The organism is Sphingomonas agri (genome assembly GCF_038148795.1).
In the GTDB taxonomy this organism is placed as follows: Bacteria; Pseudomonadota; Alphaproteobacteria; order Sphingomonadales; family Sphingomonadaceae; genus Sphingomicrobium; species Sphingomicrobium agri.
The window spans coordinates 714,566-739,452 of record NZ_JBAPEU010000001.1 but is presented as its reverse complement, the minus strand read 5'-3'; the positions used below and the strand labels follow the sequence as shown (position 1 = coordinate 739,452).

The 24,887-nt window shown below is 63.4% G+C and carries 25 protein-coding genes; 9 read left to right on the top strand and 16 right to left on the bottom strand.

Annotated elements, in window-relative coordinates:
- Positions 1–4: 4 nt before the first annotated feature.
- Genes V8192_RS03680 through V8192_RS03665 form a run of 4 tightly spaced genes read right to left on the bottom strand, consistent with a single transcriptional unit; the run spans position 5 to position 2,328 of the window.
- On the bottom strand, positions 5–427 hold the full coding sequence (locus V8192_RS03680) for a 23S rRNA (pseudouridine(1915)-N(3))-methyltransferase RlmH (protein ID WP_341631694.1): 423 nt from the start codon (positions 425–427) through the stop codon (positions 5–7).
- 1 nt (position 428) lies between these two features.
- Complete coding sequence (locus V8192_RS03675; RefSeq protein WP_341631693.1) at positions 429–1,274, bottom strand: serine hydrolase; 846 nt, start codon at positions 1,272–1,274, stop codon at positions 429–431.
- A gap of 6 nt (positions 1,275–1,280) precedes the next feature.
- Positions 1,281–1,685: a ribosome silencing factor gene (gene rsfS / locus V8192_RS03670; protein WP_341631692.1), complete on the bottom strand. Its 405-nt coding sequence runs from the start codon at positions 1,683–1,685 to the stop codon at positions 1,281–1,283.
- Complete coding sequence (locus tag V8192_RS03665) at positions 1,666–2,328, bottom strand: nicotinate-nucleotide adenylyltransferase (RefSeq protein ID WP_341631691.1); 663 nt, start codon at positions 2,326–2,328, stop codon at positions 1,666–1,668. The genes rsfS and V8192_RS03665 overlap by 20 nt, the downstream gene beginning before the upstream one ends.
- A 60-nt stretch (positions 2,329–2,388) precedes the next feature.
- Between V8192_RS03665 and V8192_RS03660 the strand changes: the two genes are divergently transcribed.
- Entirely contained in the window at positions 2,389–3,414 is a 1,026-nt protein-coding gene (locus V8192_RS03660; RefSeq protein ID WP_341631690.1) for a DUF3667 domain-containing protein, read from the top strand.
- A 5-nt stretch (positions 3,415–3,419) separates the two neighbouring features.
- Here V8192_RS03660 and ftsH read toward each other — a convergent pair whose 3' ends face one another.
- Entirely contained in the window at positions 3,420–5,378 is a 1,959-nt protein-coding gene (ftsH, locus tag V8192_RS03655) for an ATP-dependent zinc metalloprotease FtsH (protein WP_341631689.1), read from the bottom strand.
- A 169-nt stretch (positions 5,379–5,547) separates the two neighbouring features.
- On the bottom strand, positions 5,548–5,709 hold the full coding sequence (locus V8192_RS03650; RefSeq protein WP_341631688.1) for a DUF1660 family phage protein: 162 nt from the start codon (positions 5,707–5,709) through the stop codon (positions 5,548–5,550).
- 327 nt (positions 5,710–6,036) lie between these two features.
- On the opposite strand from V8192_RS03650, the gene V8192_RS03645 reads away from it, so the two are divergent.
- From V8192_RS03645 to V8192_RS03620, 6 genes are all read left to right on the top strand, one after another.
- On the top strand, positions 6,037–6,300 hold the full coding sequence (locus V8192_RS03645; RefSeq protein ID WP_341631687.1) for a hypothetical protein: 264 nt from the start codon (positions 6,037–6,039) through the stop codon (positions 6,298–6,300).
- A 271-nt stretch (positions 6,301–6,571) separates the two neighbouring features.
- Positions 6,572–6,865, top strand: a complete 294-nt coding sequence (locus V8192_RS03640) for a hypothetical protein (RefSeq protein WP_341631686.1) — start codon at positions 6,572–6,574, stop codon at positions 6,863–6,865.
- Positions 6,866–6,908: 43 nt separating this feature from the next.
- Complete coding sequence (locus V8192_RS03635; RefSeq protein ID WP_341631685.1) at positions 6,909–7,514, top strand: DUF3761 domain-containing protein; 606 nt, start codon at positions 6,909–6,911, stop codon at positions 7,512–7,514.
- A gap of 35 nt (positions 7,515–7,549) precedes the next feature.
- Positions 7,550–7,744: a hypothetical protein gene (locus V8192_RS03630; RefSeq protein WP_341631684.1), complete on the top strand. Its 195-nt coding sequence runs from the start codon at positions 7,550–7,552 to the stop codon at positions 7,742–7,744.
- A gap of 196 nt (positions 7,745–7,940) precedes the next feature.
- Positions 7,941–8,765 carry a hypothetical protein gene (locus V8192_RS03625; protein ID WP_341631683.1) on the top strand — a complete coding sequence of 275 codons (825 nt, stop codon included), beginning with the start codon at positions 7,941–7,943 and terminating at the stop codon, positions 8,763–8,765.
- A 187-nt stretch (positions 8,766–8,952) separates the two neighbouring features.
- Complete coding sequence (locus V8192_RS03620; RefSeq protein ID WP_341631682.1) at positions 8,953–10,371, top strand: pyridoxal phosphate-dependent decarboxylase family protein; 1,419 nt, start codon at positions 8,953–8,955, stop codon at positions 10,369–10,371.
- Here V8192_RS03620 and V8192_RS03615 read toward each other — a convergent pair.
- The 6 genes from V8192_RS03615 to ptsP all read right to left on the bottom strand — a co-directional run bounded on the left by V8192_RS03615 (position 10,368) and on the right by ptsP (position 18,013).
- Complete coding sequence (locus V8192_RS03615) at positions 10,368–10,700, bottom strand: PilZ domain-containing protein (protein WP_341631681.1); 333 nt, start codon at positions 10,698–10,700, stop codon at positions 10,368–10,370. The two genes, V8192_RS03620 and V8192_RS03615, sit on opposite strands and share 4 nt — an antisense overlap.
- Before the next feature lie 121 nt (positions 10,701–10,821).
- On the bottom strand, positions 10,822–12,651 hold the full coding sequence (locus tag V8192_RS03610) for a DUF885 domain-containing protein (RefSeq protein WP_341631680.1): 1,830 nt from the start codon (positions 12,649–12,651) through the stop codon (positions 10,822–10,824).
- A gap of 123 nt (positions 12,652–12,774) precedes the next feature.
- A complete protein-coding gene (tilS, locus tag V8192_RS03605; protein ID WP_341631679.1) occupies positions 12,775–13,719 on the bottom strand; it encodes a tRNA lysidine(34) synthetase TilS in 945 nt (314 codons plus the stop codon).
- A gap of 40 nt (positions 13,720–13,759) precedes the next feature.
- On the bottom strand, positions 13,760–14,698 hold the full coding sequence (locus V8192_RS03600; RefSeq protein ID WP_341631678.1) for a tetratricopeptide repeat protein: 939 nt from the start codon (positions 14,696–14,698) through the stop codon (positions 13,760–13,762).
- Between the two features lie 63 nt (positions 14,699–14,761).
- Positions 14,762–15,700 carry a helix-turn-helix domain-containing protein gene (locus V8192_RS03595; protein ID WP_341631677.1) on the bottom strand — a complete coding sequence of 313 codons (939 nt, stop codon included), beginning with the start codon at positions 15,698–15,700 and terminating at the stop codon, positions 14,762–14,764.
- A 42-nt stretch (positions 15,701–15,742) separates the two neighbouring features.
- A complete protein-coding gene (ptsP, locus tag V8192_RS03590) occupies positions 15,743–18,013 on the bottom strand; it encodes a phosphoenolpyruvate--protein phosphotransferase (protein WP_341631676.1) in 2,271 nt (756 codons plus the stop codon).
- 102 nt (positions 18,014–18,115) lie between these two features.
- Between ptsP and V8192_RS03585 the strand changes: the two genes are divergently transcribed.
- Entirely contained in the window at positions 18,116–19,210 is a 1,095-nt protein-coding gene (locus V8192_RS03585; protein ID WP_341631675.1) for a glycoside hydrolase family 43 protein, read from the top strand.
- On the opposite strand, the gene V8192_RS03580 is transcribed toward V8192_RS03585, so the two are convergent.
- The 4 genes from V8192_RS03580 to lysA form a co-directional block, all read right to left on the bottom strand.
- Positions 19,207–20,352, bottom strand: a complete 1,146-nt coding sequence (locus tag V8192_RS03580; protein ID WP_341631674.1) for a glycoside hydrolase family 26 protein — start codon at positions 20,350–20,352, stop codon at positions 19,207–19,209. The genes V8192_RS03585 and V8192_RS03580 overlap by 4 nt on opposite strands.
- 63 nt (positions 20,353–20,415) lie before the next feature.
- Positions 20,416–21,474, bottom strand: coding sequence for an NAD(P)H-dependent flavin oxidoreductase (locus V8192_RS03575; protein ID WP_341631673.1), 1,059 nt, complete (start codon positions 21,472–21,474; stop codon positions 20,416–20,418).
- Entirely contained in the window at positions 21,471–22,712 is a 1,242-nt protein-coding gene (locus V8192_RS03570; protein WP_341631672.1) for an aspartate kinase, read from the bottom strand. The genes V8192_RS03575 and V8192_RS03570 overlap by 4 nt, the downstream gene beginning before the upstream one ends.
- A 12-nt stretch (positions 22,713–22,724) precedes the next feature.
- On the bottom strand, positions 22,725–24,011 hold the full coding sequence (lysA, locus tag V8192_RS03565; RefSeq protein WP_341631671.1) for a diaminopimelate decarboxylase: 1,287 nt from the start codon (positions 24,009–24,011) through the stop codon (positions 22,725–22,727).
- A gap of 58 nt (positions 24,012–24,069) precedes the next feature.
- Here lysA and ubiG point away from each other — a divergent pair, with 58 nt between their 5' ends.
- Positions 24,070–24,795, top strand: coding sequence for a bifunctional 2-polyprenyl-6-hydroxyphenol methylase/3-demethylubiquinol 3-O-methyltransferase UbiG (gene ubiG / locus V8192_RS03560; RefSeq protein ID WP_341631670.1), 726 nt, complete (start codon positions 24,070–24,072; stop codon positions 24,793–24,795).
- Positions 24,796–24,887 lie beyond the last annotated feature (92 nt).

Below are 24,887 nucleotides of genomic sequence, written 5' to 3'. Positions count from 1 at the left end.
GCTCTTAGCCTTCGCGATGATAGGGATGGTTCGCAAGGATCGATGTTGCACGGAACAATTGTTCTGCAAGCATCGCTCTTACGAGAAGATGCGGCCAGGTTGCGGCGCCGAAAGAGAGAATGAAATCGGCCTCCCGCCGCTGGTCTTCCTCATGGCCGTCCGCAGCGCCGATCAGGAACCGCGCCTCCCGTTTACCCTCGTCGCGCCAGTGTTCGAGCTTGCGCGCAAGGTCCCTCGAGGCCAAGGCCGCGCCGCGCTCGTCGAGCACGACTGTGACTGCATTGGCCGGCAACGGCGGGACGTTTCCACCGTGGTCGGGAAGTTCGGTAACCCTGCTCGGCCACTGGATGCGTTTCACATATCGCTCGACGAGATCGGCCTCCGGAGAGCGGCCGATCTTCCCGCGAGCGACGATATGAAGCAGCAACCTACTGGGCGCTGAGCGCCGGGCTGCCGAAAGGCCAGGCGAAGACCGACTTGAATCCGTCATAGATAGCGCGGGCGCTTTCGGCGATCGTCCGCGGACGGTCATTGCCGCCGCGGGTGAAGATCGCGACCGCAACGCGGCGTCCGTCGGGCAAGGTGATGAACCCGACGTCGTCCGAAAGGCCATCCAGAGTGCCCGTCTTGTGCTCAACCGGGGTGCCGAAGGGCAGCAGGGCCTTGATCCGGTTCTTGCCGGTCTGGCACTTGGCCATGAGATCGAGCAGGTAGTTACGGCTGTCGGGCTTGATGAGCTCTGACTTGTAGATGCGCTTCAGGAGGTCGACCATCGCAACCGGCGTGCTTGAGTCGCGTCGATCCCAAAGGTCACGCTTGCTCCTCAGAAGGTCGGCGATCGTGCGATCGACGCGAAGCCCGGTGACGCCATTGTCGCGAAGCCACTGGTGCACTGCGGTCGGGCCGCCAAGATCCTTCAGCAGGATGTCGGTCGCGTGGTTGTCGCTGTGGATCAGCATCCGCGCCATGAGGCTGCGTGCCGACTGGCCGTTGATCGTGTCATCGAGCGAGCGCCGGCCGTTGTCGACCTGCGCGAGATAGAGCGCGGCAATTGCCACCTTCACCGTGCTCGCCATCGGGAAGGGGGTGTTGCCCTTGATGCTCACGGTTTCGCCCGTGTTGAGATCGAGCGCTGCGATGCCGACGTCGGTGGACCTGTTCGAGACGAGGGAGCTCAGCTGCTGCTCGAGGCTTGAGAGGCTGGGGCTCGAGGCAGCCGCCGCCGGCTGCGCGAGGAACGCCAGAAGTGTCAGAAAAAACGCAATGAATCGCATTTCGCCCTACCCGCGTACCGCTGCGCTTACGCCAGAATCATCGCCAAATGCCCACATTCGTTCCAAATTGTAAAAATTTCTCACCTCGGGACGGAAAATGTGAACGATGACGTCATCTGCATCGATGAGGACCCAGTCGGCAGCCGGGAGACCTTCGATCCTGACGTTCCTTCCAAATCGCTCCTTGATCTTGTCGCCAAGCTTAACCGCCATCGAGGCGACCTGGCGGGTCGATCGGCCCGAAGCGATCACCATATGATCGGCGATGTTCGATTTTCCCGAAAGAGGGATGGAGACGACCTCCAGAGCTTGATCGTCGTCAAGCGACTGAAGAACGAGCTTGTGGAGATCTTCGACGTCGACGGGAGGGCGGCCGGCCTCGGCGGCGTTCTCAGCTGGACGTTCGGTCAAGGGTTCTCCTGCGAAACATTGGCGAACCGGAACGATACGAACGCTCGAGCCGAGCATTCGTTCTCAGGTGCCAGTGGGGATCGTGCGCGCGGATAGCCGTTGCGGACAGAGTGTCGGGCTTGAGGCGAAGGAAAAGGATCGCCGGTGCACTCCACTGCGTCCAACGTCTGGCCTGGCTCGAAGGATGGACGAACCTTCTGAGCCAACCCATCGCGCGCGCCGCGTGGGCAGCGGAATCATAACCGGGCCGGCGAATCACCGCAATCGGCACTTCGCGCGCTAAACCCCTCCAATCGCGCCATAAGTGAAAATTTGGCAGGGTGTCGCTTCCGAGCAACCAGATGAAGTCATGTTCAGGATGGCTTCGCTTCAACTTGCGCACAGTGTCGATCGTGTAGCGGGTGCCCATACGCTGCTCAAAGTCGCTGACGCGGATCGGTGAGCGGCGGACCATCTGCTTTGCCGAGGCCAAGCGCGCTCCGAAGGGGGCCATGTCCTTGGCGTCCTCCTTGAGCGGATTACCCGGCGACACGAGCCACCAGACCTCGTCGAGACCGAGCGAGCGCATCGCCTCGAGGCTGATGTGGCGGTGTCCCGCGTGCGCCGGGTTGAACGAGCCGCCGAGGAGACCGATGCGCGCCATGCCCCTCACGGCTAGCATGCGCCTGTCGCGCCGCCTAATGTCGGGCCAAGGGGGTTTGAGATGGGCAACCTTGAAGCACTTGGCGATGCTCTGACCGGGGGAATGGTCGGCCGCGCGGTCGAGCCTGCGACCGGCGAAGGGGACGGGCATACGCATGAAGCGAACTGCCTCAACTGCGGCGCAGCGCTTGAGGGCCCTTATTGCAGCCAGTGCGGGCAGCACGCGCACGTCCATCGTACCCTTGAAGCCTTCTTCCACGATTTCGCGCACGGGGTTCTTCATTTCGAGGGAAAGATCTTTCGAACGCTTCCTTTGCTTGCCTGGAAGCCAGGTGAGCTGACGCGGCGATACATCGACGGGCAGCGAGCAAGCTTCGTCTCGCCGATCGCGCTTTTCCTTTTCTGCGTGTTCCTGATGTTCGGCGTCGTCGGTTTGACCAGCAGCACGGCCCATGTCTCGGCCAAGGCTTCGGCCGATGCCTCGAGAGAACTGACCAAGGACCAGCAGAAACTGGCGATCCTGCAGCAGCAACGATCAGCAGCGAGCGGGCCGGTTGCAAGCGCTCTGGACGAAAAGATCAGCGACCTAAAGAACGAAATGACAGCGCTGGAGGCGCTGAAGGAAGGCAAGGTCGACGCAAGCTTCGGTCTTGCGGGTAACTATCTGGGCGGAATCAACGAACAGCTCGGCAAGGCAGCCAAGAACCCCGAACTCCTGTTCTACAAGATCAAGACCAACGCCTACAAGTTCAGCTGGGCCCTCATCCCCATCTCGGTGCCGTTCGTGTGGCTGCTCTTTCCCTTCAGCCGGCGGTTCAAGCTTTACGATCACACGGTCTTCGTGACCTATTCCCTGTGCTTCATGATGCTTCTGCTGGCGGCGGGATCGGTGATCGGGCTCGTTTCCGATTCGATTGCAAGCATCGCCTGGTTCGTTCCGCCGATCCACATGTACCGCCAGATCCGCGGCACCTACGGGGTGAGCAAGCGCGGCGCCGTCTGGCGCGCCGCGCTCCTTACCCTCTTCGCCTTCATCGCGATTTCGCTGTTCGGGAGCTTGCTCGTCGCCCTCGGTGCGTTCGAGTAGAGGCCTCAGGCTCCCGCTGCAGCCGGGCCGCCGACCGTGCCGCCCTTTGGACGCTTGGCCTTGGGGATCGAGGAACCGGCAGTCGGGATCGCGGGACCCTTGAACCCGCCACGGTCGATGGTCTCGCCGGCAATCACCTTCGTGATCTCGTCGCCGCTCAGCGTCTCATATTCGAGAAGCGCCTGGGCAAGCTTCTCGAGTTCGGAGCGATGCTCGTCGAGCAGGTGCTTGGCCCGCTCATAGCCTTCCTCGACGATCCGGCGGATCTCCTTGTCGATCTGCTGCGCCGTCTCGTTCGACATCTGCCGCTGGCGATTGACCGAATATCCAAGGAACACCTCTTCCTCGGGTTCCGCATATTGGAGAGGTCCGAGCGCGTCGGACATGCCCCAGCGGGTCACCATGTCGCGGGCGAGCGTGGTTGCATATTGGATGTCCGAAGAAGCACCGGACGAAACCTTGTTGTAGCCGAAGATCACTTCCTCCGCGACGCGTCCGCCCATCGCCACCGCAAGGTTCGCGTACATCTTGTCGCGATGATAGCTGTAGCTGTCGCGCTCCGGCAGACGCATGACCATTCCTAGCGCCCGTCCCCGGGGGATGATGGTCGCCTTGTGAATGGGGTCTGATGCAGGCTCATGCAGCGCAACGATCGCATGGCCGGCCTCGTGGTAGGCGGTCATCCGCTTTTCGTCCTCGGTCATCACCATGGACTTGCGCTCGGTGCCCATCAGCACCTTGTCCTTGGCCTCCTCGAACTCCTGCATGGCAACGAGGCGCTTGCCCTTGCGGGCTGCAAGCAGCGCCGCCTCGTTGACGAGATTGGCAAGATCGGCGCCCGAGAAGCCCGGAGTGCCGCGTGCGATGACGCGGCCGTCGACGTCCGGCGCCAGCGGCACCTTTTTCATATGGACGGTGAGGATCTGCTCGCGGCCGTCGATGTCAGGCCGCGGAACGACGACCTGCCGATCGAAGCGGCCGGGGCGAAGGAGCGCAGGATCAAGCACGTCGGGACGGTTGGTCGCGGCGATGATGATGATCCCTTCATTGGCCTCGAAGCCGTCCATCTCGACCAGAAGCTGGTTGAGGGTCTGCTCTCGCTCGTCATTTCCGTTGCCAAGACCCGCGCCGCGATGGCGGCCTACGGCATCGATCTCATCGATAAAGACGATGCATGGCGCCGACTTCTTGGCCTGGTCGAACATGTCGCGGACGCGGCTCGCGCCGACACCGACGAACATCTCGACGAAGTCCGAGCCGGAGATGGTGAAGAAGGGAACGCCAGCTTCGCCCGCGATCGCGCGGGCGAGAAGCGTCTTGCCTGTGCCCGGAGGGCCAACGAGGAGTGCGCCCTTGGGGATCTTGCCGCCAAGACGAGCGAACTTGCCGGGGTCCTTCAGATATTCGACGATCTCCTGGAGTTCCTCCCGCGCCTCGTCGATGCCAGCGACGTCGGCGAACGTAACGCGGCCCTGCTTCTCGGTCAGCATGCGGGCCCGGCTTTTGCCAAAACCCATTGCGCCGGAACCGGCGTTCTTCTGCATCTGCCGCATCACGAAGAAGCTGATGCCTAGGATAAGGAGGAACGGCAGCGAGTTGTAGAGCATGTAGAGCCAGATGCTCGACTGCTCTTCGGCCTTGACCTGGACCGCAACGCCCTTGGCGATCAGCTTGTCGGAGACATTGGCATCGCCCGGCGCGATGGTGTGGAAATCCTCGCCGCTCGACAGCTTGCCGGCGATCGCGCTGTTGGCGCCGTTGCCGCCCGAGGCGATGGTGACCGTGCGAACATTGCCCTCGTCGACCTGGCGCACGAACTCGGAATAGGCCATCGCCTGGCCCGTCGGGGTGCGTGATCCGCCGTCGATCATCTGCACGAACAGCACGAGCGCAAGGAGCACGCCCGCCCAGATAAGCAGGCTCTTGGTCCACGGATTACCCGGCTTCTTGTCCTTGTCGTTCATCGCGTCACTTTCGGGGCGGAATGCATGTGCCTCTAAAATAGGCTCATTCAGGCCAATAACAATGCGACCCTTAGGAGGGGGTGAACGAGCGTCCCGAAATGGAGCCGCCGGCAATGCGCAAGCCCGAACCAGAACTCGCTTGAGACCTTCAAGGGAGGGAAAATGATACCTAGCCCGCTTCCCACCCCGTCACTGCATCCTTCTTCATCCGGGTACCGCATCGCGAGCAGTAGCTGCGCCACCGGCGTTCCACCGGATCGAGATGGGCAAGCCTTCGGGACCGGCTGTGCCCGAACATCTTGCAAAAGAGGCGGAGCGAAGATTGAAGCATGGTTCTGGAGATGGTCGGTCTCCGGCCGACGGACAAGCGGTCCGGCGACGGAGTGAGGGCCGCCTCGCCGCGTCCTGCGCCCCGCCGCGGGTCTCCGAACTAGGAGGAGTGCGGGCTTCCACTCGCCTGAACAGCCCCGACCTCCTTCGTCACGATCTGGATCAGCGAGGACGATTTCACCATTCGGACAGGAGTTATTCAGGTCATCGACTTCGCACAAGGGACGAGACGCATACGCGCTCGGCTCATTTGGACTGGCGATCTTAATGCAACCTCCTTGGCCGCTGCGCTTTCAGCAGTCGCTGGCCAAACAACAGGAGGAAGGTCATGAAACTTCTCATCGCATCGATTGCGGCACTGGCGATTGCTTCGCCTGCCCTTGCACAAAGCACACCGCCTGCGTCGAACGACACAATGGCTAACCAGTCGACGACGACCACCACCACTACGACGTCGCCGACGACGGTCAAAAAGCACAAGGTCGTCCGTCACCATAAGCCCGTAAAGCACCGCAAGCATCGTCGGGTTCGGCACACGCACACGACCAAAGTAAAGGCACACGTCACGACTTCGTCGACGACCAAGAGCTGATCCTTCATGGCCCTCGCCCCCCGGCGAGGGCCACATTCCCGCTCGTCGACGAGCGAGAACGCGTCATTGCCTGGAGCCGCCCCGTGCGTTCCGACTGAGGCGACTGAAGGGCTTCACTTTCGATGAGCTGGTTGCGGGGCCCGCAACGCCCTAGCATGGCGCCGCAAAACGCAAGGACAGAGCGTTTCGCGAAAGCTGGATTGCGGGTTGGTGGGAACAAACAACCATCGCGGCAATTCAGCCATCCAAGGCTGTTAGAGGGGCAAACAACATGAGCCTTCTTGATTCCATCCTGGGCCAGGTGAGCGAAAACGCCACCATCCAGAACCTTGCCGCAAAAGTCGGCCTCACGCCGGAGCAGGTCGAGAGCGCTGTCGCAGCGCTCGGCCAGGCGCATGCTCAAGAGGGCGACACCGTCGAGACGGCCTCGGCGACGACGGGGCTGCCAGCCGACAAACTCAACGAGATCGTCGATCATATCGGCGGCGAGGGATCCCTCGGTCGCTTTTCTTCCCTGCTCGAGGGAGAAGGCGGTCTCTCAGGAATTGTTTCCAAGTTCATCTGAGAAGGCGAAGAGCCTGAAGTCATCCAGCAAGAGGAGTTCGTGCATGGCGATGATTCATAGAGCAATGCTGATCTTTGCTTTCCTGATGCCGACCGCGCTTGCGGCATCTCCGGCAACGGCTGCAGCAGCCTCGCCGCGCCATTATGATTGCTCAAAGGCTGGCAACGCCAACAAGGCTGCGTGCAAGGGAGCTGCAGCGCCCGCCGCAGCGCCGGCGACGCCCACTCGTACCACCACGACGAAGACGACCGCGACGACGACCGCACGCCATTACGACTGCACGAAGGCAGGCAATGCCAACAAGGCCGCCTGCAGGACAGCTGGCGCACAAACGCCCACCGGTCGCTCACCGGGCGCCGTGAAGACGACCACGAAAACGACGTCCACCACGACGGATTGCACCAAGTGGTACAATAAGGTGCGCGCAGTTTGCCGGACGAGCAGCGCTTCCTCAAAACCGACCACGACCGTCGCGCCGGCTCCAAAGCCTTCGGCGGCGCCTCCCGCAGCTTCACGCTCGAGCAGTGCCGGCGAGAACAACAATCCCAACGGCGCGACTGCCCAATGCAAGGATGGCACCTACAGCCATGCCGCCCATCACACGGGCGCTTGCTCTCATCACGGCGGCGTGGCCAAATGGCTGAGCTGAGGCCAAGTGGCCGAGCCAAGGAAGGAGACCAAGCGATGCGCAAATTCATCATCGGACTGTCGGCCCTGGGGCTGATCGCCGGCTCGGCCCCATCGATCGCGGCGCCCTGCCGCGATGCGAAGGGAAAGTTCACCAAGTGCACCAAGCCTAAGCCGGCCAAATCGACGCGCTGCCGCGGCGCCAAGGGCAAGTTCGTGAAGTGCGGAACGAAGGGCGCAAAGCCGGCCTGATCGGCGCGGGTGCGAGCTTCGAGGGCTCGCCCGCCCTCTTGACCAATAAGCGAGCGGCGGCCTGCCGCTCGCTTCTTTTTTGAGCCTGGCGGGGCCCCCGCCGCATCGAATTGCCAAGTTCGATCCGTGCATTCCGCCCCACCCATCCTTGTGATACAGCCTGTGCCCAGTCGGGAGGCGATGGGGGGATTGCGCCATGGCGACTGTTGCTGAGAATCTGACGTTCAAGGAACGGCGGCTAGACCTGTTGTCGGGTACACCGCGAGCCCACGCAATCGACCGCTGGATCTTCGTCATCACGGCCCTGTGGTTCGTTGCGATCGTGCTGACGGGCTTCATTCCTGACTCTCTGATGAAGGTTGCCGCCGTAGCGGGGGGACAGAGGCCACCGTTTCCCCTCGTGCTGCACGTGCATGCAGCACTGATGGGCTCGTTCATGCTGCTGCTGCTGACGCAGACGACACTGGTCGCGACCGGGAGGTGCGATCTCCACCAGCGCGTGGGACGGGCAGGCATGATATTGGTGCCGTTGCTGGTGCTCGTGGGACTGGTTCTCGTCCCCACAATCTACCACTCGGTTGCGCACGCCGCGCAGTCAGCTCCTGCACCTGTTGCGACGGACATGAAGCACCGGCTGACCGAGCTCGATGACATCATGCTGTTCCAATTGCGGATCGGTATCCTGTTCCCGCTGTTCCTCTTCATCGGGCTACGGGCGCGAAAGGTCGATTCGGGGCTACACAAGCGAATGATGATCCTCGGGACGGCAGTCGCATTGCCGGCCGCGATCAACCGCATAACCTGGCTGCCGAGCACTCTTCCGGCAAACCCGCTTTCAACCGAATTCTACGTGCTGCTGGCGGTTTCGCCGATGCTCGCCTGGGACGTCATCCGCAACCGGCGGGTTCACGAGGCCTACTGGCTCTGGATCGGGATCTCGCTGCCGTTTGCGATCCTTACCTACAGCGTGTGGGATAAGCCGTGGTGGCATTCGCTCGTTCCACGGATCATGGGAATTTAGGAGCAGCCGAACGCCTTCGGCGGCCCTTTTCCCTGCTTGCCCGGGACCCATCCGGCTCGCTCCTCGGACGCTGCACGGGCCAGATCTTCTTGGCTTGGCCGCCGGCAGATCAGTCATGAAATTCGGCAGAAGGATCATTTAGGCTCGAGCTTTGGTCCGGTACCGCAGGATCAACGGAGGACCATGAATGGACGCGGATGAGGCGCTTCTTCGTGCAGCGCGGGAAGCTATTGCTTATCGAGAACTGGTCGAGAAGGGCAGCGAGGCCGAGATTGCGACCTTCGCTCAGGAACTGGCGCTGTTCGACGCTCCTCTTCCCGAGCAGCCGACCAATCCCGAACAGGTGATTGAGGAGCTCGTCTCGAAGGCGAGCCCCGGCCTCCGCTCGATGACCAGCCCGACATTTTTCGGTTGGGTGATCGGCGGCTCGCATCCCGCAGGGGTTGCGGCAGACTGGCTGACCTCGGCCTGGGGACAGAATGCCGGAAACTTCGCGGCTGCTCCCGCGGCAGCAGCCGCCGAACAGGTTGCGGCGAACTGGCTCCTGGAATTGCTCGGCCTTCCAAGGACCGCCTCGGTCGGTTTCGTAACTGGCGCGACGATGGCCAATTTCGTGGCGCTCGCAGCAGCGCGCGGCGAACAGCTGCGTCAGGCGGGATGGGACGTCGAGAAGGACGGATTGTTCGGCGCTCCCCCTATCGAGGTGATGATCGGGCGCGATGCGCATGCGACCGTTTATTCGGCGCTCCGCTACCTTGGATTCGGGTCCGGGCGAGTGACCGTCATCGAAAGCGATGATGCAGGGCGCATGCGTCCCGACAGCCTAGAGGCTGCGCTGGCGGCAAAAAAGGGGCCGGCGATCGTCATTACGCAAGCGGGCCAGATCAACACCGGAGCCTGCGACCCCTTTGCCGAGATCTGCTCCATCGCGCATGCCCGCGGCGCCTGGGTCCATGTCGACGGTGCATTCGGACTGTGGGCACAGGCCAGCAAGCGCTTGAGGCACCTGACCCGCGGGGTCGAAGAAGCCGACAGCTGGGCGACCGACGGCCATAAATGGCTCCAGACGCCCTATGACAGCGGCTTTGCCATCGTTCGGGATCCCCGGGCGCACCGTCGCAGCATGGGGATCGAGGCAAGTTACCTTCCCGGCGCCAGCGAAGGCGAGCGCGAACCGTCCGCCTATGTCCCGGAACTCTCGCGGCGGGCCCGGGGCTTTGCGGCATGGACCATGATCCGTACGCTCGGCCGAGAAGGCATTGCAGCAATGATCGAGCGGCACTGCAGGGTTGCAGCGGCAGTCGGAGAAGCGCTTGCCCGGACCGAGGGGATCGAAGTGGTCGCGCCGGTAGAGCTGAACCAGCTCATCGTCCGTTTCGGCGACACTGACGAGGCAACTCTTGCCACCGTCGCCGAGGTGCAGCGCCGGGGCCGGATCTTTGTCGGACCGGCGCAATGGCGCGGGCAGTGGGTGATGCGCCTGTCCGTAACCAACTTCGGAACGGGGCCCGACCAGGTGCCACTCGTCCGCGAGGAGATCACGAGCGCCTGGGAGACGGTGCAGACCGCCCGTGCGGCCGAAGGGCTTGCAGCGGCCGCGGGCTAGTTGAAGGCAAAGATCGTGCCGACGGCTTCTTGCTCGAGGCAGGTCAACGCATCAGCGTCGAGCGACACGTCAAACCGAACGCCGCACTCGTCGCTCTTCGTCCAGGCGACGGAGCCCAGGACGTCGAGACCTTCCATCCAGATGAGGATCTGCTTGCCCTTCACCGGCAGGTCGCGGCCACGAATCTTCGCACCGGTCGAACTGACGTTCTCGACCACGACGGATTTCGACCCATGGATGGTGACCGCGGATCCCGCAACGAAGACCGGGCGGCGGGCCGCACGCCGGCGATCAGTCGGAAACGCGAATTTGTGTTCAAGACGCGACATCGCAATCACTCCCCCGATGCCTTCAGGCCCAGCAGCTAACTAAGGCTAGGGTCTATGCCTGGCCGTCACTGCTGCAACGGCTCCTTTGTGGGCTGTACGATTCCGGGACAGGTCCTATGTGTCAGCTTCGCGATGCAATCCATTCGTTGACGCGGCGCTCGAGAACGGGGAGCGGCTGCGAGCCTTCGCTGATGATGAGGTCGTCGAAGGCCTTGACGTCGAACTTGGGTCCAAGCGCCGCCTCCGCCTTGTGCCTGAGTTCCATGATCTTGAGCATGCCGATCTTGTAACCGGTCGCCTGGCCGGGAAGCGTGATGTAGCGGCGGACCTCGGAACGCGCCTGATCAGGCCCGAGCCGCCCGGTGCTGGTCATGTAATCAATCGCCTGCCGCTCGGTCCAACCCATCGAATGGATGCCGGTGTCGACGACCAGGCGCGCCGCGCGGAACAGCTCCTGGTCAAGTCGCATGAAGTCGGCCGCGACGTCCGGATAGGCGCCCATCTCCTTGCACAGGTGCTCGGCGTAAAGCGCCCATCCCTCGTTGAAGGCGACATAGCCGCCTGCCCGGCGGAACTTGGGAGTGCCCGTCTGGCGCACCTGGATGTCGCCCGCCATCACGTGACCGGGAATGCCCTCGTGGCACATGAGGTCGTAGACCGCCGCCGGGTCCTCGGTCTTTCCAAGCAGGTGCACATAGACCCGCCCCGGACGAGTACCGTCGGGGCTGGGACCGGACGCGTGCGCCGCGCCTCCCGCGACCTCGCTGAACGAAGGCTCGCGAACCACCTCCGCCCGATACTGCGGCAGGTTGTAGAAGCGTTCCGGAAGCAGCGAGCGGTTGTGCGCGACCGCATCGTTCGCGCGCTTCAGGTAATCGGCCCTCAGCGCATCGGTCCATGGCTGCGGTGGAAAGCGCCTGGCTCGGTCCGCGTAGAAGGCATTGCGGTCCTTGAAGCCCGCCTGCCGCGCAAGCGCGTCCTGCTCGCCCTCGATCCGCCTGACTTCACCGAGGCCGATCTTGTGGATCTGGTCGGCAGTGAGATCGAGCGTCGTGTTGAGCTTGAGCGCGGCGGCATACCATTCAGCCCCGCGAGGAAGGGAAATTGCACCGACCCGGCCGCTTGGGGCTGAGCCAAGCTCGCTCTCAGCCCACCCGATGACCCGCCCGTAGGCGGGCTTCAGTGTAAGAAGCGCCGCGCGTGTTTCGGAGAGAAGCGAATTGGCCTCCTGCTTCGTGACCTTGCCCGAGGCTTCGAGCTTGGCAACCTTTGCCTTTCCATCGGCCCACAGCGGCGAATCCTTGCCTGCATCGAAGGGGGCGCCGCTGATGATCGTCCTGCTTCCGCTGATCACGCGCTCGATTTCAAAGCGGGGCGCGCGGATGCCCTGGGCATCGGCAAGCTTCGTCTGGGCGATTGCGGTGTCGAGCACTGCCGGAATGCCGCGAAGCCTCGCATTATAGGCCCGCATGTCGGCCGCGTCGGTCACCGTATGCGTGTTGATCATGAAATCGGGCAGCTGCGAGTGCACCGAATAGAGAAAGGAATAGAAGGGCGGCTGGTAGCGGCGATATTTATATTGCAGCTCCATCCGCTGCAGCTCGGTTTCCCAGATATCGTAATTCGTCTGGCCCGCCGGCGAGAGCTTGGACCGGTCGAACTGCGCCTGCATCCGCGCGACGCTGGCGCGGCGCTCCTCGAGGCGGCGAAGCTGCGCCGCATCGCTGATATCGTCGAGCCGGTCCTCACCGTTCTTGACCCCCAGCCGGGTCGCAAGCTGCGGGCGAAGTTTCAGGTCTTGTGCGAACTCCGCATCGAGAAATGCAGTGAGGCGCGCATCTTCGGCATTGGCAGCGGGCGCGGCAGCCGGCGCTCCCTGCGCCCAAACCATGGCGGACGGTGACAATGCGGCGATCGCCGCGGCGGCAAGAATTGAACGCAGATGAGACATGAAACCCCTCTTCCGGACACGGACCCTAGTCACGGACAGAAACGGAGTGAAGCCCGCGGGGACTAGTGAGCAACCTATTTCAGGAGGCTCAGCTCACGCGCAAACCAGCAGGCGCTGCTCGTTTCAGGCGCGGCGCGGCGATGCGGGAGAAAAACGCCATTCCTTTCCGCCGCTGCACCGGACGCCCCTCAAAGTGGAGATTTCGCCCATGGCGAGCGAGGCAAGGAGCCGGTCGAGCTCATTCCCGCGAAGTTCGCTCTCTCCCTCTGTCGCGAGCTTGCGCACCGCCCGGGAAACGACCCGGCGCACAATCTCGGCGGGTGCGTCGCCCGGCCGGTAGCGGATATCGTCCATTCGTTCCTGGACGCTACGGCCCCATTCGATCCTTGCCGCCCAGTCAAGGGCAGTGTCGGCATCAGCAAGGTGTGCGGCGGAGCGCGCAACCGCCGCCGTGTCGAGCCATTCGGCATTGCCAAGGGCGCTGCGGATGCGCACGCGCTCGAAGCGCTCGTCGGCGTTGCTCGGGTCAACGACGGGTGTGAGCCCGGCATCGGCGCAGATCTGCCGGAGGTCCGCACGCCGCCAGCCCAGCAGCGGCCGCAGGAGCCTGACGTGGTTTCCAGGGGTGATGGATCGGCCGCGCATGCCGGCCAGTCCGCGCACTCCCGAGCCGCGGTTGAGGCGCATCAGCAAGGTTTCTGCCTGATCGTCGGCGTGATGAGCCGTCGCCAGGGCATCAAGCGCGCGCTCCTCGGTCCAATAGCTCAGCAGACGATATCGCTCGCGGCGGGCGCGCTCCTGGATCGCGGTTTCAGGAATCTCGCTCCAGCGGGCGGTGAGGACCGCGTGGGGAACTCCAAGCCTTTCGCAAAGGAGAGCGACAAAAGCGACTTCCTCGTGGGATCCTTTTCTCAGCCCGTGGTCGACGGAGGCAGCTTCAATCATCGACGGACGGGCGGCAGCTGCGAGCAGCAGAAGTGCAAGGCTATCCGGTCCGCCTGAAACGGCCAGACCGATGCGTGCATCGGGGGAGATGAGCGCGTCGAGCCCGGCTCGAAAGCGTTCCACCAGGGCCGGTTCGGGAACCATCCCGAACGGCTCTAGCACATCAGTTGCACTGTGCCTGGGCTCTGCCGTCGGTTTCGAGCTTCTTGAGATCGGGACGGACTTTAGCCCCATACACTGCGTCGAGCTCGGCATAGGCCTTGCAGGCCTGACCTGGCTGGCCAAGCTTCATCAACGCCTGCCCCAGATAATAGAGACTGTCCTGTGCCCGCTCGCCCCCGGGATTTGTCCGGTAGTTGGTGAGGAGCGCCTGGGCGGCCGCGCGCGGATCGCCCTTATCGAGCAAGGAGCGGCCGATGAGATTGTTGGCGTAGCTGACGCGGCGGTGCTTGGGATAAGCCGCCGTGAAGGACTTGAGCGAGCTGATCGCCTGGTCATATTGCCCGGCCTCCCACAGACGGAAGCCCTGGGTATAGGCATCCTCACCCGGGTCGGCGGCCAGTATGTTTGCGGTCCCGACCCCCGGGCCTCCTTCGGCGGGCGGCTGGGCATCGGCGGTCTTCTTGGGCGGCACGGTCTTGGATCCGGGCTTCGGCTTTGCCGGAACGGAGGACGCCGGCGGAACGACCTCGGGCGCGGGAGCCTGCTGCGCGGCCGCCTGGCTCATCCGCTGCTCTATAGCCGCAATCCGCTGATCCTGGTCGGTCTTCAGCTGGCCAAGGCCAGTTTCGACCGTCCGCAGGCGGTTGCCATTCTCCTCCGACATCCGGACGAGATCGGCCATCTGCCTCTCGAGGGCATCGAGGCGCTGGTCCAGCGTCACGACCGAGGATTGAGTAGCAGCGGGATCGTCCGAAAAACCGGCAGTGTCCGCAGGCCTCCCCTTGGGAAACAGCTGCCGCTGAACCTGCTGAACCTGTCGCTCGAGGCGGTCGATGCGCTGTTCGGGCGTCGGCGGGGCCTGGCGCTGCGCAAGGGCGAGCGAGGGCACGAGCGCCACGAAGGCGGTGGCCGCAAGAGCGGTGATCAGGCGAGATTTCACGAACATTTCCCCACGCTTAGCTGTTGGCAACTCTTAAGGAAGGCAGCTTTCCCCCGATGAATCCTACTCGCCCGTGTTGGTCGTCGGCGGTGTTTCCTGAGGCGTTTGAGCGGGTGCCGGCGCTTGCGGGGCCGCGACGGGCCGTCTCGGGCGCGGCCGCGAGGTCTCGGCCCGCGGTGCCGCCGCTGCAGGAACGGCAGCTGGAGCTGATCCCTGCGCTTTCATGAGGTCAGCTGCACGAAGGCTCACGTTCGAAACCGTTGTCGCAGGGGGGCCAACAGGAGCGGCAACGGCACTTCCGACAGTGATCTTCAGAGCTTCGGGCTTACCAGTCTTGAGAACCGGAGCTGCCGAACTGGCCGGCACCGTATAGGTCTGTCCAGGCTGGAGCATGCCCGAAAACAGGGTCGGCCCGCCCTTTTCGCTGACCTGGAGCCAGACCGGCGCGGTCGCATTGAGAACGACCGGGCCCTGGGCAAGAGGGCTGGGCGCGGGCGCTTCAGGCTTGGGCGCGGGGGAGGCAGGACCGGTGGCTGCCGCCGCGACATTACTGGTTTCTTCAGGCTGCTCGAGCGACCTGTTGTTAAGCCAGCTCATCACGGCGATGAGGACGACAACGGCCGCGATCGCGCCGAGCACGAGCCACTTAGGCATCGTGCGGGCAGGATCCGCCGCTTCGAACACATCGGTGGAACTGTTCGCGAATCGCTGGCCGCCCATTTCCTCGCGCAGCTGGTTGCCGACCTCAACGCGGTCCAGACCGACCGCCGAAGCGTAGCTCTTCGCAAAGCCTATCGTGTAGGTCGCAGCCGGCAGATTCTCCCAATCTCCCGTCTCGATGCTGGCGAGATGACGCTGCGGGATGCGAGTCTGCGCCGCAACGTCTTCGAGACTTAGGCCTTTTTCCTCGCGAGCGGCCTTCAGCCGTTCGCCCACAGGCGAGCTTTCCTGCTCAACCAGCTCTTCTTCCATCGGTTCAGGTTCGGCGTCGCGCTTGGCCATGGCCATGTTTGTGAGTGCTGAACGCCGGGTGTCAACCACGGCCTAGCCGATTATGACATTATGCCGCCGTGCCCAGTCGCTGAGAGCCTTGCGAACGTCCCTCGGCGGCTTTGCAAGCAGCTGCTCCATGCGGCCGCGAATGGCTCCCGCATCGAGCGAGCGGATCATCGCCTTCAGCGACCCGACGCCTGCGGGCGTGATCGAGAAATTCTCGACGCCGATACCGATCAAAGCCATCGCCTCGAGGGGTCGGCCTCCCATTTCGCCGCAGATGCGTGCTGGAACGCCCGCGGCACGCGTCTGGTCGAGGATGCGCTTGAGGAAACGCAGCACGGCGGGGCTGAGCCAATCGTAACGCTCCGCGAGACGGGGATCCGAGCGGTCCGCGGCGAACAGGAACTGGGTGAGATCGTTCGTCCCGATCGAGAGGAAATCGACCCGCGGCAGAAGCTGGTCGAGCATCTCAGCAAGGCTTGGCACCTCGAGCATCGCCCCGAACTCGATACGCTTGGGGATCCTGCGGTGGCCTTTTCGCGCCCAGTCGACCTGTTCTTCAAAGAGGGCGCGGGCCTCCTCATACTCCCAAGGCTCAGAGACCATCGGGAACATGACCCGCAGGACCTTGCCGCCCGAAGCCTCGATCAGGGCGCGCGCCTGCGCCCGCATCAGGGTCGAGCGATCGAGCGACAGGCGCAGGGCGCGCCAGCCCATCGAGGGGTTCTCGGCCTGCTCCTCGACGTCGTCGGTAAGATAGGGGAGAGCCTTGTCACCCCCGATATCGACAGTGCGGAACACCACCGGCCTGTTTCCGGCTGCCTCGAGTACCTTGGTATAAAGTCTCTGCTGGCGGTCGCGGCCGGGAAGGGTCGCCGAGACCAGGAACTGAAACTCGGTCCGGAAGAGGCCAATGCCGTCCGCGCCCGTCATCGGCAGGGCGACAGCATCTTCGGCAAGCCCCGCATTGACCATCACGCTGCACTGGATGCCGTCCAGTGTCTTTGCAGGGAGGTTGCGTGAGGCTGCAAATTCGGCCCGGCGCTTCTGGCTGAGCGCCATCCGGTGCTCGAAGCCGGAAAGAAGCTGACGGGTAGGGCGGATAATGACGCTGCCGTTGTCGCCGTCGACAAGGATGGTCTCACCCTCCTCGACGCTGTGGCGAATGTCGTGGAGCCGGCCAAGTACGGGCACGCCCATGGCCCGCGCGACGATCGTCATGTGCGAGGTCAGCGAACCTTCCTCGAGCAGGACGGCCTTGAGCCGGCGGCGGTCATATTCGAGCAGTTCCGCAGGGCCAAGGTTCCGGGCAATGAGGACGGCATCGTGCGTGAGGCCGGTCTGGGCGGCCGTTCCCATGCGTCCCGAGACGATTCGAAGCAGCCGGTTCGAGAGGTCTTCCAGGTCGTGCATACGCTCCTGGAGCAGGGGATCGTCGATCTCGCGCATTCGCGCGCGCGTCCGCTGCTGAACCCGCTCGATCGCAGCCTCGGCGGTGAGGCCGCTGTCGATTGCTGCGTTGATGCGGCGGGACCAGCCTTCGTCGTAGGCGAACATCCGGTAAGTCTCGAGAATCTCCTCGTGCTCGCCGGTGGTCCCGAATTCGGCGTCGCGCGTCATGTTGTCGATCTGCTCGCGCATCTTGCGAAAGGCCGAGTAGACACGATCGCGCTCAGCCTCGATGTCCTCTGCCACGGTATGCTCGACGACGATGCGCGGCTCGTGGAAGACAGCCACACCCTTTGCCATTCCAGCAACGAGTTTCAGGCCTGCAAGCCGCAGCGGTCCAGCGCTTCGCAAACGACTGCGGCGCGCGCCGTCGACCAGCCTTGCGCCCGCGATCATTTCGGAGAGGACCATCGCGACGGTCTGGAGCGCCTCGATCTCGACATCCTCGTAACGGCGCGGTTCGGCATGCTGGACTGCAAGGACGCCGATAGGGCTTTCGAGGCGAACGATCGGCACTCCGGCAAAGCTGTGGAAGCGCTCTTCGCCGGTCTCCGGCTTGTAGATATAGGCCGGATGCTCGGCCGCCTCGGCCAGGTTGAGGACGCGGCCCTCGGCTGCGATCGTGCCGACGAGACCCTCGCCGAGGCGAAGGCGGGTCACGTGAACCGCCTCCTTGCGAAGACCGTGGGTTGCGAAAAGCTCGAGATTATTATCGCGCAGCAGGTAGATCGAGCAGACCTCGCTTTCCATCTTCTGAGCAATGAGGTCGACGACCTGGTCGAGCTTGGACTGGGCCGAACCGCGCTTCGCCATGATCTCGTGGAGACCGGTAAGGATCTCGCGGGCTGAGGTCGCGGCAGAAGTGGCCATATATTCGGGCTATCAGATGGAGAGCGCGCGTGTCACGCGCAGGTTCGTTTGCGCAGCGTGGACTCTCTACGAGAATTTAAGGAACCTCGGCTAGACAATAGAATGGTGCTTCCCGATCGCCCTGCCGACCCATATGTCCGCTCGATGCGAACCTCACTCGATTCTTCGAACCTCGCGCTTGAAGGTGCCGGCGGGTCCGAAAACGGCATCGCCGCGCCGGGCGCTAACGACTGCTATCTGAACCCCGTCCTTGACGACGACTTTCCCGATCCCGCCGTGATCCTTGCTCCCGACGGCTATTATTACGCCTACGGGACGCAGACCCTCAGGAACGGCCAGTGGATCAACATCCAGGTCTGGCGCTCGAAAGATCTTGTTCACTGGCACGACCTTGGCGACGCGCTTCCCAAAAAGCCGCACTGGGCCCGGACGACGCAGGACTTCTGGGCACCGAGCGTGATCTTCGATGGGTCCACTTATTTCATGTATTATTCGGCAACGCCGGACGAGTGCCGCGAGGGACCTGACCACGCGCTCGCGGTTGCGACCTCCAATAGTCCGGATGGCCCCTTCACCGATGCCGGCGAGCCTCTTCTCGCGGGCAAGGGTTTCCACAATATCGACCCAATGGCCTATGACGATCCCGTCACCGGCAAGCGCCTGCTCTACTGGGGATCGGGCTTTGAGCCGATCAAGGTGCAGGAGCTTGGTCCCGACCGCATGTCCTTCGCCCCGGGCAGCAAGCCCGTCGACCTGATCTGGCCCAACGGCGAAAACGGGGGCTTTCCAAGGCTGGTCGAGGCCTCGTGGCTGATCCGCCACGACGAACATTATTATCTGTTCTATTCGGGCGACAATTGCTGCGGCCCCCAGGCTGAATATGGCGTGATGGTTGCGCGTTCAAAAAGTGCGACCGGCCCGTTCGAGACCCTCGAGGAGGCCAAGGGCGTGCCCCACAGTCTGATGCTGTTCAAGAGCGAGCGCTGGCTTGCGCCCGGTCACAATTCGATCGTCACCGACAAGGCGGGGCAGGTCTGGATCATCTATCACGCGATCGACGTGAACCGGCCCCGCCAGACGCAGGAGGACGAGATCAACAGCCGCCGCATCCTTCTCATCGACAAGATCGAATGGACCGACGGCTGGCCTTATGTCGGTACGCCCTCGGATACGCCGCAGGCGGCGCCCGTCACCTAGCGGCGGGCGGCCCCAACCGCGCGGGGCGCGTCGCCTGAGCGTTCGAACAGGCTGCGCTGCAATTCGAACTCGGCGAGCAGGCGCTCGTCCACGTGCCGGTTTCCGTCGGCGACGATCGTCGAGAAAAGACCTGTTTCGGCGTGCCGTGAATTATCCCAGCCAGGGTAGGCGGTGATCGGGTACCAGCAGATCCCGCGTACGTCGGCGCCCCGAGCCATGGCATCGCGCACCTCATTGGAGACGTAGTGGAGCCACGAGGCCTTGCCCGTTCCTTCGGCTCCCGTTTCAGAGAGGAACACGGGCTTTTTATATCGCTCGGCGGTGTCGACGAGCATGTCTCCAAGAGGCCGGTACTCGTGGTGACCCATGGGAATCGTGGGTCCTTGGAAATACCATTGGTTGTGCGGGTAGAAATTCCACCCGACGACATCGACCAGCGACGGGTCGCCGCCGAGCTCCGGCTGCGCCATTCCCATGATCCAGTCATAGGCCTCGTACATCCCGCCGAGGCTCTGCTCGGCGGCACGGATAGTTGGACGGCGGCGGTCGTGCGGTGCAATGTGAATGAGCGGCTCCGCCCAGACGATGGTTGCCTCAGGCCATTGCCGCTTGATTGCACGAGCAGCAGCAATCGCCGTTCGCACGAGCTGCGACTTGAACCATCCCCGCTCGTCGGGTCCGACATGGGGGAAATAGCCATCGTCGACGGCCCACGATAGGAAATTGATCTCGTTCAGGGGACAGACGAGCGGCGGTCGGCCGCTGACGGATTGCTGCAGCTCGAGGGCTGCCATTGCAAATTCGGTGAAGCGATCGGGAAAGTCGCTTCCCGCCTGGTCGATGCAGTCGGGAGAGCCATAGTGGAAAAGGTCCCAGATGACTTGGATTTCCGTCTCTTCGGCTGCCTCGAGCATGGGTAGCCAGCTCGACCAGTCGTATTTGCCCGGAGTTTTCTCGATAAGGTGCCAGCGCAGGCCGTCGCGAACGGTGTCAAAGCCGGATTTCCTGCAAAGGCGATAGTCGCCAAGGACATGCTTGGCATGGCCGGTGGCCCTGATGAGGTCCAGGCGAACGCCGTCCCGCCGCCGATGCGACGAGCATTCGAAACCGGCCATGAACCAGCTGTTGAAGATGTTGCTCATCCCAAGCCCCTACGGACGCCACCAATGCTCGAGGAGCAAAATGGAGCCATCGGTGAACGGGCTCTAGCCGCGGCTCTCCAGCGCCGCGGCGGCTTCGTCGACCAGTTCCTGGATGATCGCCGCGACGGGTTCTTCGCGATTGACCATCCCCACCGACTGGCCGGCCATCACCGAACCGCTCTCGACATCGCCGTCGATCACTGCGCGGCGAAGGGCTCCTGCCCAATAATGTTCGATCTGAAGCTGCGCCTCGGCCATTTCAATCGCGCCCTCGTCAAGCTTCTGCGCGACTTCGCGCTGCTTGGCCGCGAAATTTTCCATCTCCCGGTTCTTGAGCGCGCGCACCGGGATGACGGGAAGACGTGGGTCGATCTGAACCGACGGGATCGCATCGCGGGCAGACGCGCGAATGAACGCCTTCTTGAAATTGGGGTGCGCGATACTTTCGCTCGCGCACACGAAGCGGGTGCCGAGCTGGACCCCGACCGCTCCCATTTCGAGATAGGCTGCAACCGCCTCGCCCCTGCCGATCCCGCCCGCGACGAATACCGGAATGTCCTTGCTGACGATGGGCAGGATTTCCTGCGCGAGGACCGAGGTCGAAACCGGTCCGATATGCCCGCCCGCCTCCATTCCCTCGATTACCAGTGCATCGACATTGGAGCGCATCAGCTTCTTCGCGAGCGCAAGCGCCGGAGCAAAGGCCATGAGCTTGGCGCCGCTACCCTTGATACGCTCGATCGCACCGGCCGGCGGAAGACCCCCCGCGAGCACGACATGACCCACACCATGTTTCGCGCAGGTCTCGATGAGTTGGGTGAGCTGGGGATGCATGGTGATGAGATTGACCCCGAAAGGCCGGCTGGTCCGCGCCCGGGTTTCGGCGATTTCGGAATCCAGCAGCTCAGGCGTCATCGCGCCGCAGGCAATGACTCCAAAGCCGCCGGCATTGGAGATTGCCGACACGAGATTGCGCTCGCTGACCCAGCTCATCGCCCCGCCCATGATCGCGACTTCGCAGCCCAGAAACTGGGTGCCGCGGTGCATCAGTTCCCTGAGGCGGGCGTGACCCTCCGGGGCGTGGACAGCGCGCGGCTCGGCAATCAGGCCCTCTCCGCTCATGCCGCGGTCTCGCGGGCATCGAGGCCGAAGGCGGAATGAAGCACGCGCACGGCAAGCTCGGTATATTCCTCGGGCAGAAGCACAGAGACCTTTATTTCCGAAGTCGAGATAGCGAGAATGTTGATGCCGCGCTCGGCAAGCGTCTCGAACATCTTTGCTGCAATGCCCGCATTGGAACGCATGCCGATACCGACCGCGCTCACCTTGACGACGTTGGTATCGGTCAAGATCTCGCTGAAGCCGATAGCAGTCCTCGCTTTCTCAAGCTCGGCAACCGCATGGGCGAGCGAGCCGTTGGGAACGGTGAAAGTGAGGTCGCTCGGCGATCCCGTTCCGGCGCCGCTCTGGACGATCATGTCGACGTTGATGTTCGCCCTCGCAAGCGGCGCAAAGATGGCGGCCACGGTGCCGGGCCGGTCAGGAAGGCCCCTTAGCGTCACCCGTGCCTCGTTCTTGTCATGGGCGATGCCCGTGACGAGCTGCCGTTCCATGTTGAGCTCCTCGATTTTATCATCGGAGACGATGAGCGTTCCTGGCTTGTCCTCGAAGGACGAAAGGACCTGCAGCGCCATATTGTAGCGCATCGCGAGGCCGACTGAGCGGGTCTGCAGGACCTTGGCGCCGACCGATGCGAGCTCCAGCATCTCCTCGTAGGTAATGGCATTGAGCTTGCGCGCGCTCGGTACGATCCTGGGATCGGTCGTGAACACGCCCTCGACATCGGTGTAGATGTCGCACCGATCGGCCTCGACCGCGACGGCGAGTGCAACCGCTGATGTATCGGAGCCGCCGCGCCCGAGCGTTGCAAGGTCTCCTTCGGCAGTGACCCCCTGGAAGCCCGGAATGACCGCTATCCCGCCCCGGGCGAAGACGCCCTTCAGAATGTCGCCGTCAATATGGTCGATCAGTGCGGAACTGTGACCCGACGCGAGGATTGGCAGCTGCCAGCCCATGTAGGAGCGCGCGTTGACGCCCATTCCCGAAAGCGTGATCGCAAGGAGCCCCGAAGTCACCTGCTCTCCGCTGGCGACGACGACGTCATATTCGCGCGGGTCGTAGAGGGGCGCAGCCTCCTTGCAGAGCTGGACCAGGCGGTCGGTTTCGCCCGCCATGGCCGAGACGACCACTGCAACCTCGTTGCCGCTCTCGGCTTCGCGCTTCACGAGACCGGCGACATGGCGGATGCGCTCGATGCCCGCCATCGAGGTGCCGCCGAATTTCATCACGATGCGCGCCATTAGCGCGCGGCTTTAGCTGCTGGAGTCCGGGGCGCAACCGCCGAGCCATTCCGGCATGCGATCGAGGCCAATCAATCTTGCAACCTCGATGCGCGGACGGACAACTGCCCAGCGCCGTCCGTCGACCAGGACTTCAGGGGTGAGAGGGCGCGAATTATAAGTGCTCGACATTGCCGCCGCATATGCGCCCGCTGTCCTGAAGACGAGGAGCTCGCCCGCTTCGACGTCGTCCATTTCGCGAGCGGTTGCGAAGGTGTCGCCCGTTTCGCACACGGGTCCGACCACATTGGCAGTCCGGGTTCTGCCCGTGGGCCGAACCGCCTCGATGCGGTGCCAGGCGTCATAGAGGGCCGGGCGCATGAGGTCGTTCATTGCTGAATCGACAATGACGAAGGGATCCTTTTGTCCAGGCTTCACGCGGATCACTCTCGACAGCAGCACGCCGGCATTGCCGACGATGAGGCGGCCGGGTTCGAAGACCAGACGTGCATTCCACGAGCTCGCGACGCGCCGAACCATCGCTCCATATTCTGCGGGGCTCGGCGGCGTCGGATGACCGGGGTCGTAGGAGACCCCTAGTCCGCCTCCAAGGTCGGCGACCTCGATCTGGTGGCCGGCAGCGCGAAGTTTTCCGATCAGTTCACCGACGCGCGTGAAGGCCCGTTCGAGTGGATCAAGGCTGGTGAGCTGGCTGCCGATGTGGACGGCAACGCCCTGGACCTTGAGACCCGGGAGGCCGGTGATGCGTGCATAGGCCTCGGGCGCTTCGCCGATGGCGATACCAAACTTGTTTTCCGCTGCCCCGGTGGTGATCTTGGCATGGCCGCCGGCTGCGACGTCAGGATTGACGCGAAATCCCACGGGAGCAGTCCGACCAAGCTCGGAGGCGATCGCGGACAGCATTTCGCCCTCTTCGAGCGACTCGAGATTGAACTGGTAAAGACCGCCTTCCAGCGCGAGGCGCATTTCCTCTTGGGTCTTGCCGACGCCCGAGAAGACGATCTTGCCGGCCGGAACGCCCGCGGCGAGGGCGCGCGCATATTCACCGCCCGATACGACATCCGCGCCGAGGCCTGCCCTCGCCAGCGTCGCGATGACGGCGCTGTTGGGGTTGGCCTTCACGGCATAGGCGATGAGCGGATCGCCCAGAGGATCCAGTGCTTCCCGAAGCGCCTCGGCGTGCCGGCACATTGTTGCGGTTGAATAGACATAGACAGGCGTGCCGACGCTTGCCGCGATGTCGGCGAGCGGCACGTCCTCGCAGCAAAGCTCGCCATTCCTCAGCTGAAAATGATCCATCGAAACCCCAACGCACAGCTCCCTTCCCCTTTGCAAGGGTTGGGAGCATTGGAGCGTCATGACCGAAACGAGCATTCTCGAGGCGGAAGTCCGCAAATTCGCCGCGCAAGCAGGTGACTGGTGGGATCCCAGCGGATCGGGGGCAATGCTCCACAAGCTCAATCCGGTCCGACTGAAGTATGTGCGCGACCAAATCGACCAGCATTGGCAGTACGACGAGTGCTCGCGCACGCCCCTCACTGGAAAGGCAGCTCTCGACGTCGGCTGCGGTGCGGGACTGCTTGCCGAACCGCTCGCCCGGCTGGGCGCACGCGTGACGGGTCTCGACGCCTCGCCCGAACTCGTGAGGGTTGCCTCGGATCATGCAATCGCTGGAGGCCTCGAGATCGAATATCGCGCCGGGGAATTGGCCAGCCTTGAGGGGAAATTTGATCTCATCACCTGCATGGAGGTGATCGAGCACGTTGCCGACCCATCAGCGTTCGTCGGCGCGCTCGCTGAACGGCTTGCTCCGGGCGGCCTTCTCATCCTCTCGACGCCCAATGCGACCGGCTGGTCGAAGCTGATGATGATTACGATCGGTGAAGGCCTCGGCCGGATCCCCCGTGGGACGCACGATTTTGACAAGTTCATCGGGCCCGACCGGATGAAGCTGCTCCTTTCGGAGGCGGGTCTCAGATGCCTCGACGTCGAGGGAATCGCCTGGTCCCCTGCGCGCGGGCTTCACCTCAGCGATGACCTTCGTCTCAACTACCTGGTTGCGGCGGTTGCCAAGCTCGGCTGACGGTTCAACGGGCTCCGCTCGGCGCAGGAAAACCACGCCCCGCGTCTAACCGCCATTAACCATATGACCGGCGGTGCGGGGGGGCCTAAGCC

Excerpts from the sequence above, each read along its gene's own strand:
- V8192_RS03650 (WP_341631688.1), bottom strand. The coding sequence starts at position 5,709 with ATGCTTCAATCTTCGCTCCGCCTCTTTTGCAAGATGTTCGGGCACAGC.
- V8192_RS03665 (WP_341631691.1), bottom strand. The coding sequence starts at position 2,328 with ATGGCGCGCATCGGTCTCCTCGGCGGCTCGTTCAACCCGGCGCACGCG.
- ubiG (WP_341631670.1), top strand. The coding sequence starts at position 24,070 with ATGACCGAAACGAGCATTCTCGAGGCGGAAGTCCGCAAATTCGCCGCG.
- V8192_RS03635 (WP_341631685.1), top strand. The coding sequence starts at position 6,909 with ATGGCGATGATTCATAGAGCAATGCTGATCTTTGCTTTCCTGATGCCG.
- V8192_RS03620 (WP_341631682.1), top strand. The coding sequence starts at position 8,953 with ATGGACGCGGATGAGGCGCTTCTTCGTGCAGCGCGGGAAGCTATTGCT.
- V8192_RS03595 (WP_341631677.1), bottom strand. The coding sequence starts at position 15,700 with ATGGCCAAGCGCGACGCCGAACCTGAACCGATGGAAGAAGAGCTGGTT.
- V8192_RS03580 (WP_341631674.1), bottom strand. The coding sequence starts at position 20,352 with ATGAGCAACATCTTCAACAGCTGGTTCATGGCCGGTTTCGAATGCTCG.
- V8192_RS03615 (WP_341631681.1), bottom strand. The coding sequence starts at position 10,700 with ATGTCGCGTCTTGAACACAAATTCGCGTTTCCGACTGATCGCCGGCGT.
- V8192_RS03625 (WP_341631683.1), top strand. The coding sequence starts at position 7,941 with ATGGCGACTGTTGCTGAGAATCTGACGTTCAAGGAACGGCGGCTAGAC.
- V8192_RS03645 (WP_341631687.1), top strand. The coding sequence starts at position 6,037 with ATGAAACTTCTCATCGCATCGATTGCGGCACTGGCGATTGCTTCGCCT.
- lysA (WP_341631671.1), bottom strand. The coding sequence starts at position 24,011 with ATGGATCATTTTCAGCTGAGGAATGGCGAGCTTTGCTGCGAGGACGTG.
- V8192_RS03610 (WP_341631680.1), bottom strand. The coding sequence starts at position 12,651 with ATGTCTCATCTGCGTTCAATTCTTGCCGCCGCGGCGATCGCCGCATTG.
- ptsP (WP_341631676.1), bottom strand. The coding sequence starts at position 18,013 with ATGGCCACTTCTGCCGCGACCTCAGCCCGCGAGATCCTTACCGGTCTC.
- V8192_RS03575 (WP_341631673.1), bottom strand. The coding sequence starts at position 21,474 with ATGAGCGGAGAGGGCCTGATTGCCGAGCCGCGCGCTGTCCACGCCCCG.
- V8192_RS03640 (WP_341631686.1), top strand. The coding sequence starts at position 6,572 with ATGAGCCTTCTTGATTCCATCCTGGGCCAGGTGAGCGAAAACGCCACC.
- ftsH (WP_341631689.1), bottom strand. The coding sequence starts at position 5,378 with ATGAACGACAAGGACAAGAAGCCGGGTAATCCGTGGACCAAGAGCCTG.
- V8192_RS03675 (WP_341631693.1), bottom strand. The coding sequence starts at position 1,274 with ATGCGATTCATTGCGTTTTTTCTGACACTTCTGGCGTTCCTCGCGCAG.
- V8192_RS03630 (WP_341631684.1), top strand. The coding sequence starts at position 7,550 with ATGCGCAAATTCATCATCGGACTGTCGGCCCTGGGGCTGATCGCCGGC.
- V8192_RS03570 (WP_341631672.1), bottom strand. The coding sequence starts at position 22,712 with ATGGCGCGCATCGTGATGAAATTCGGCGGCACCTCGATGGCGGGCATC.
- V8192_RS03585 (WP_341631675.1), top strand. The coding sequence starts at position 18,116 with ATGGTGCTTCCCGATCGCCCTGCCGACCCATATGTCCGCTCGATGCGA.
- V8192_RS03660 (WP_341631690.1), top strand. The coding sequence starts at position 2,389 with ATGGGCAACCTTGAAGCACTTGGCGATGCTCTGACCGGGGGAATGGTC.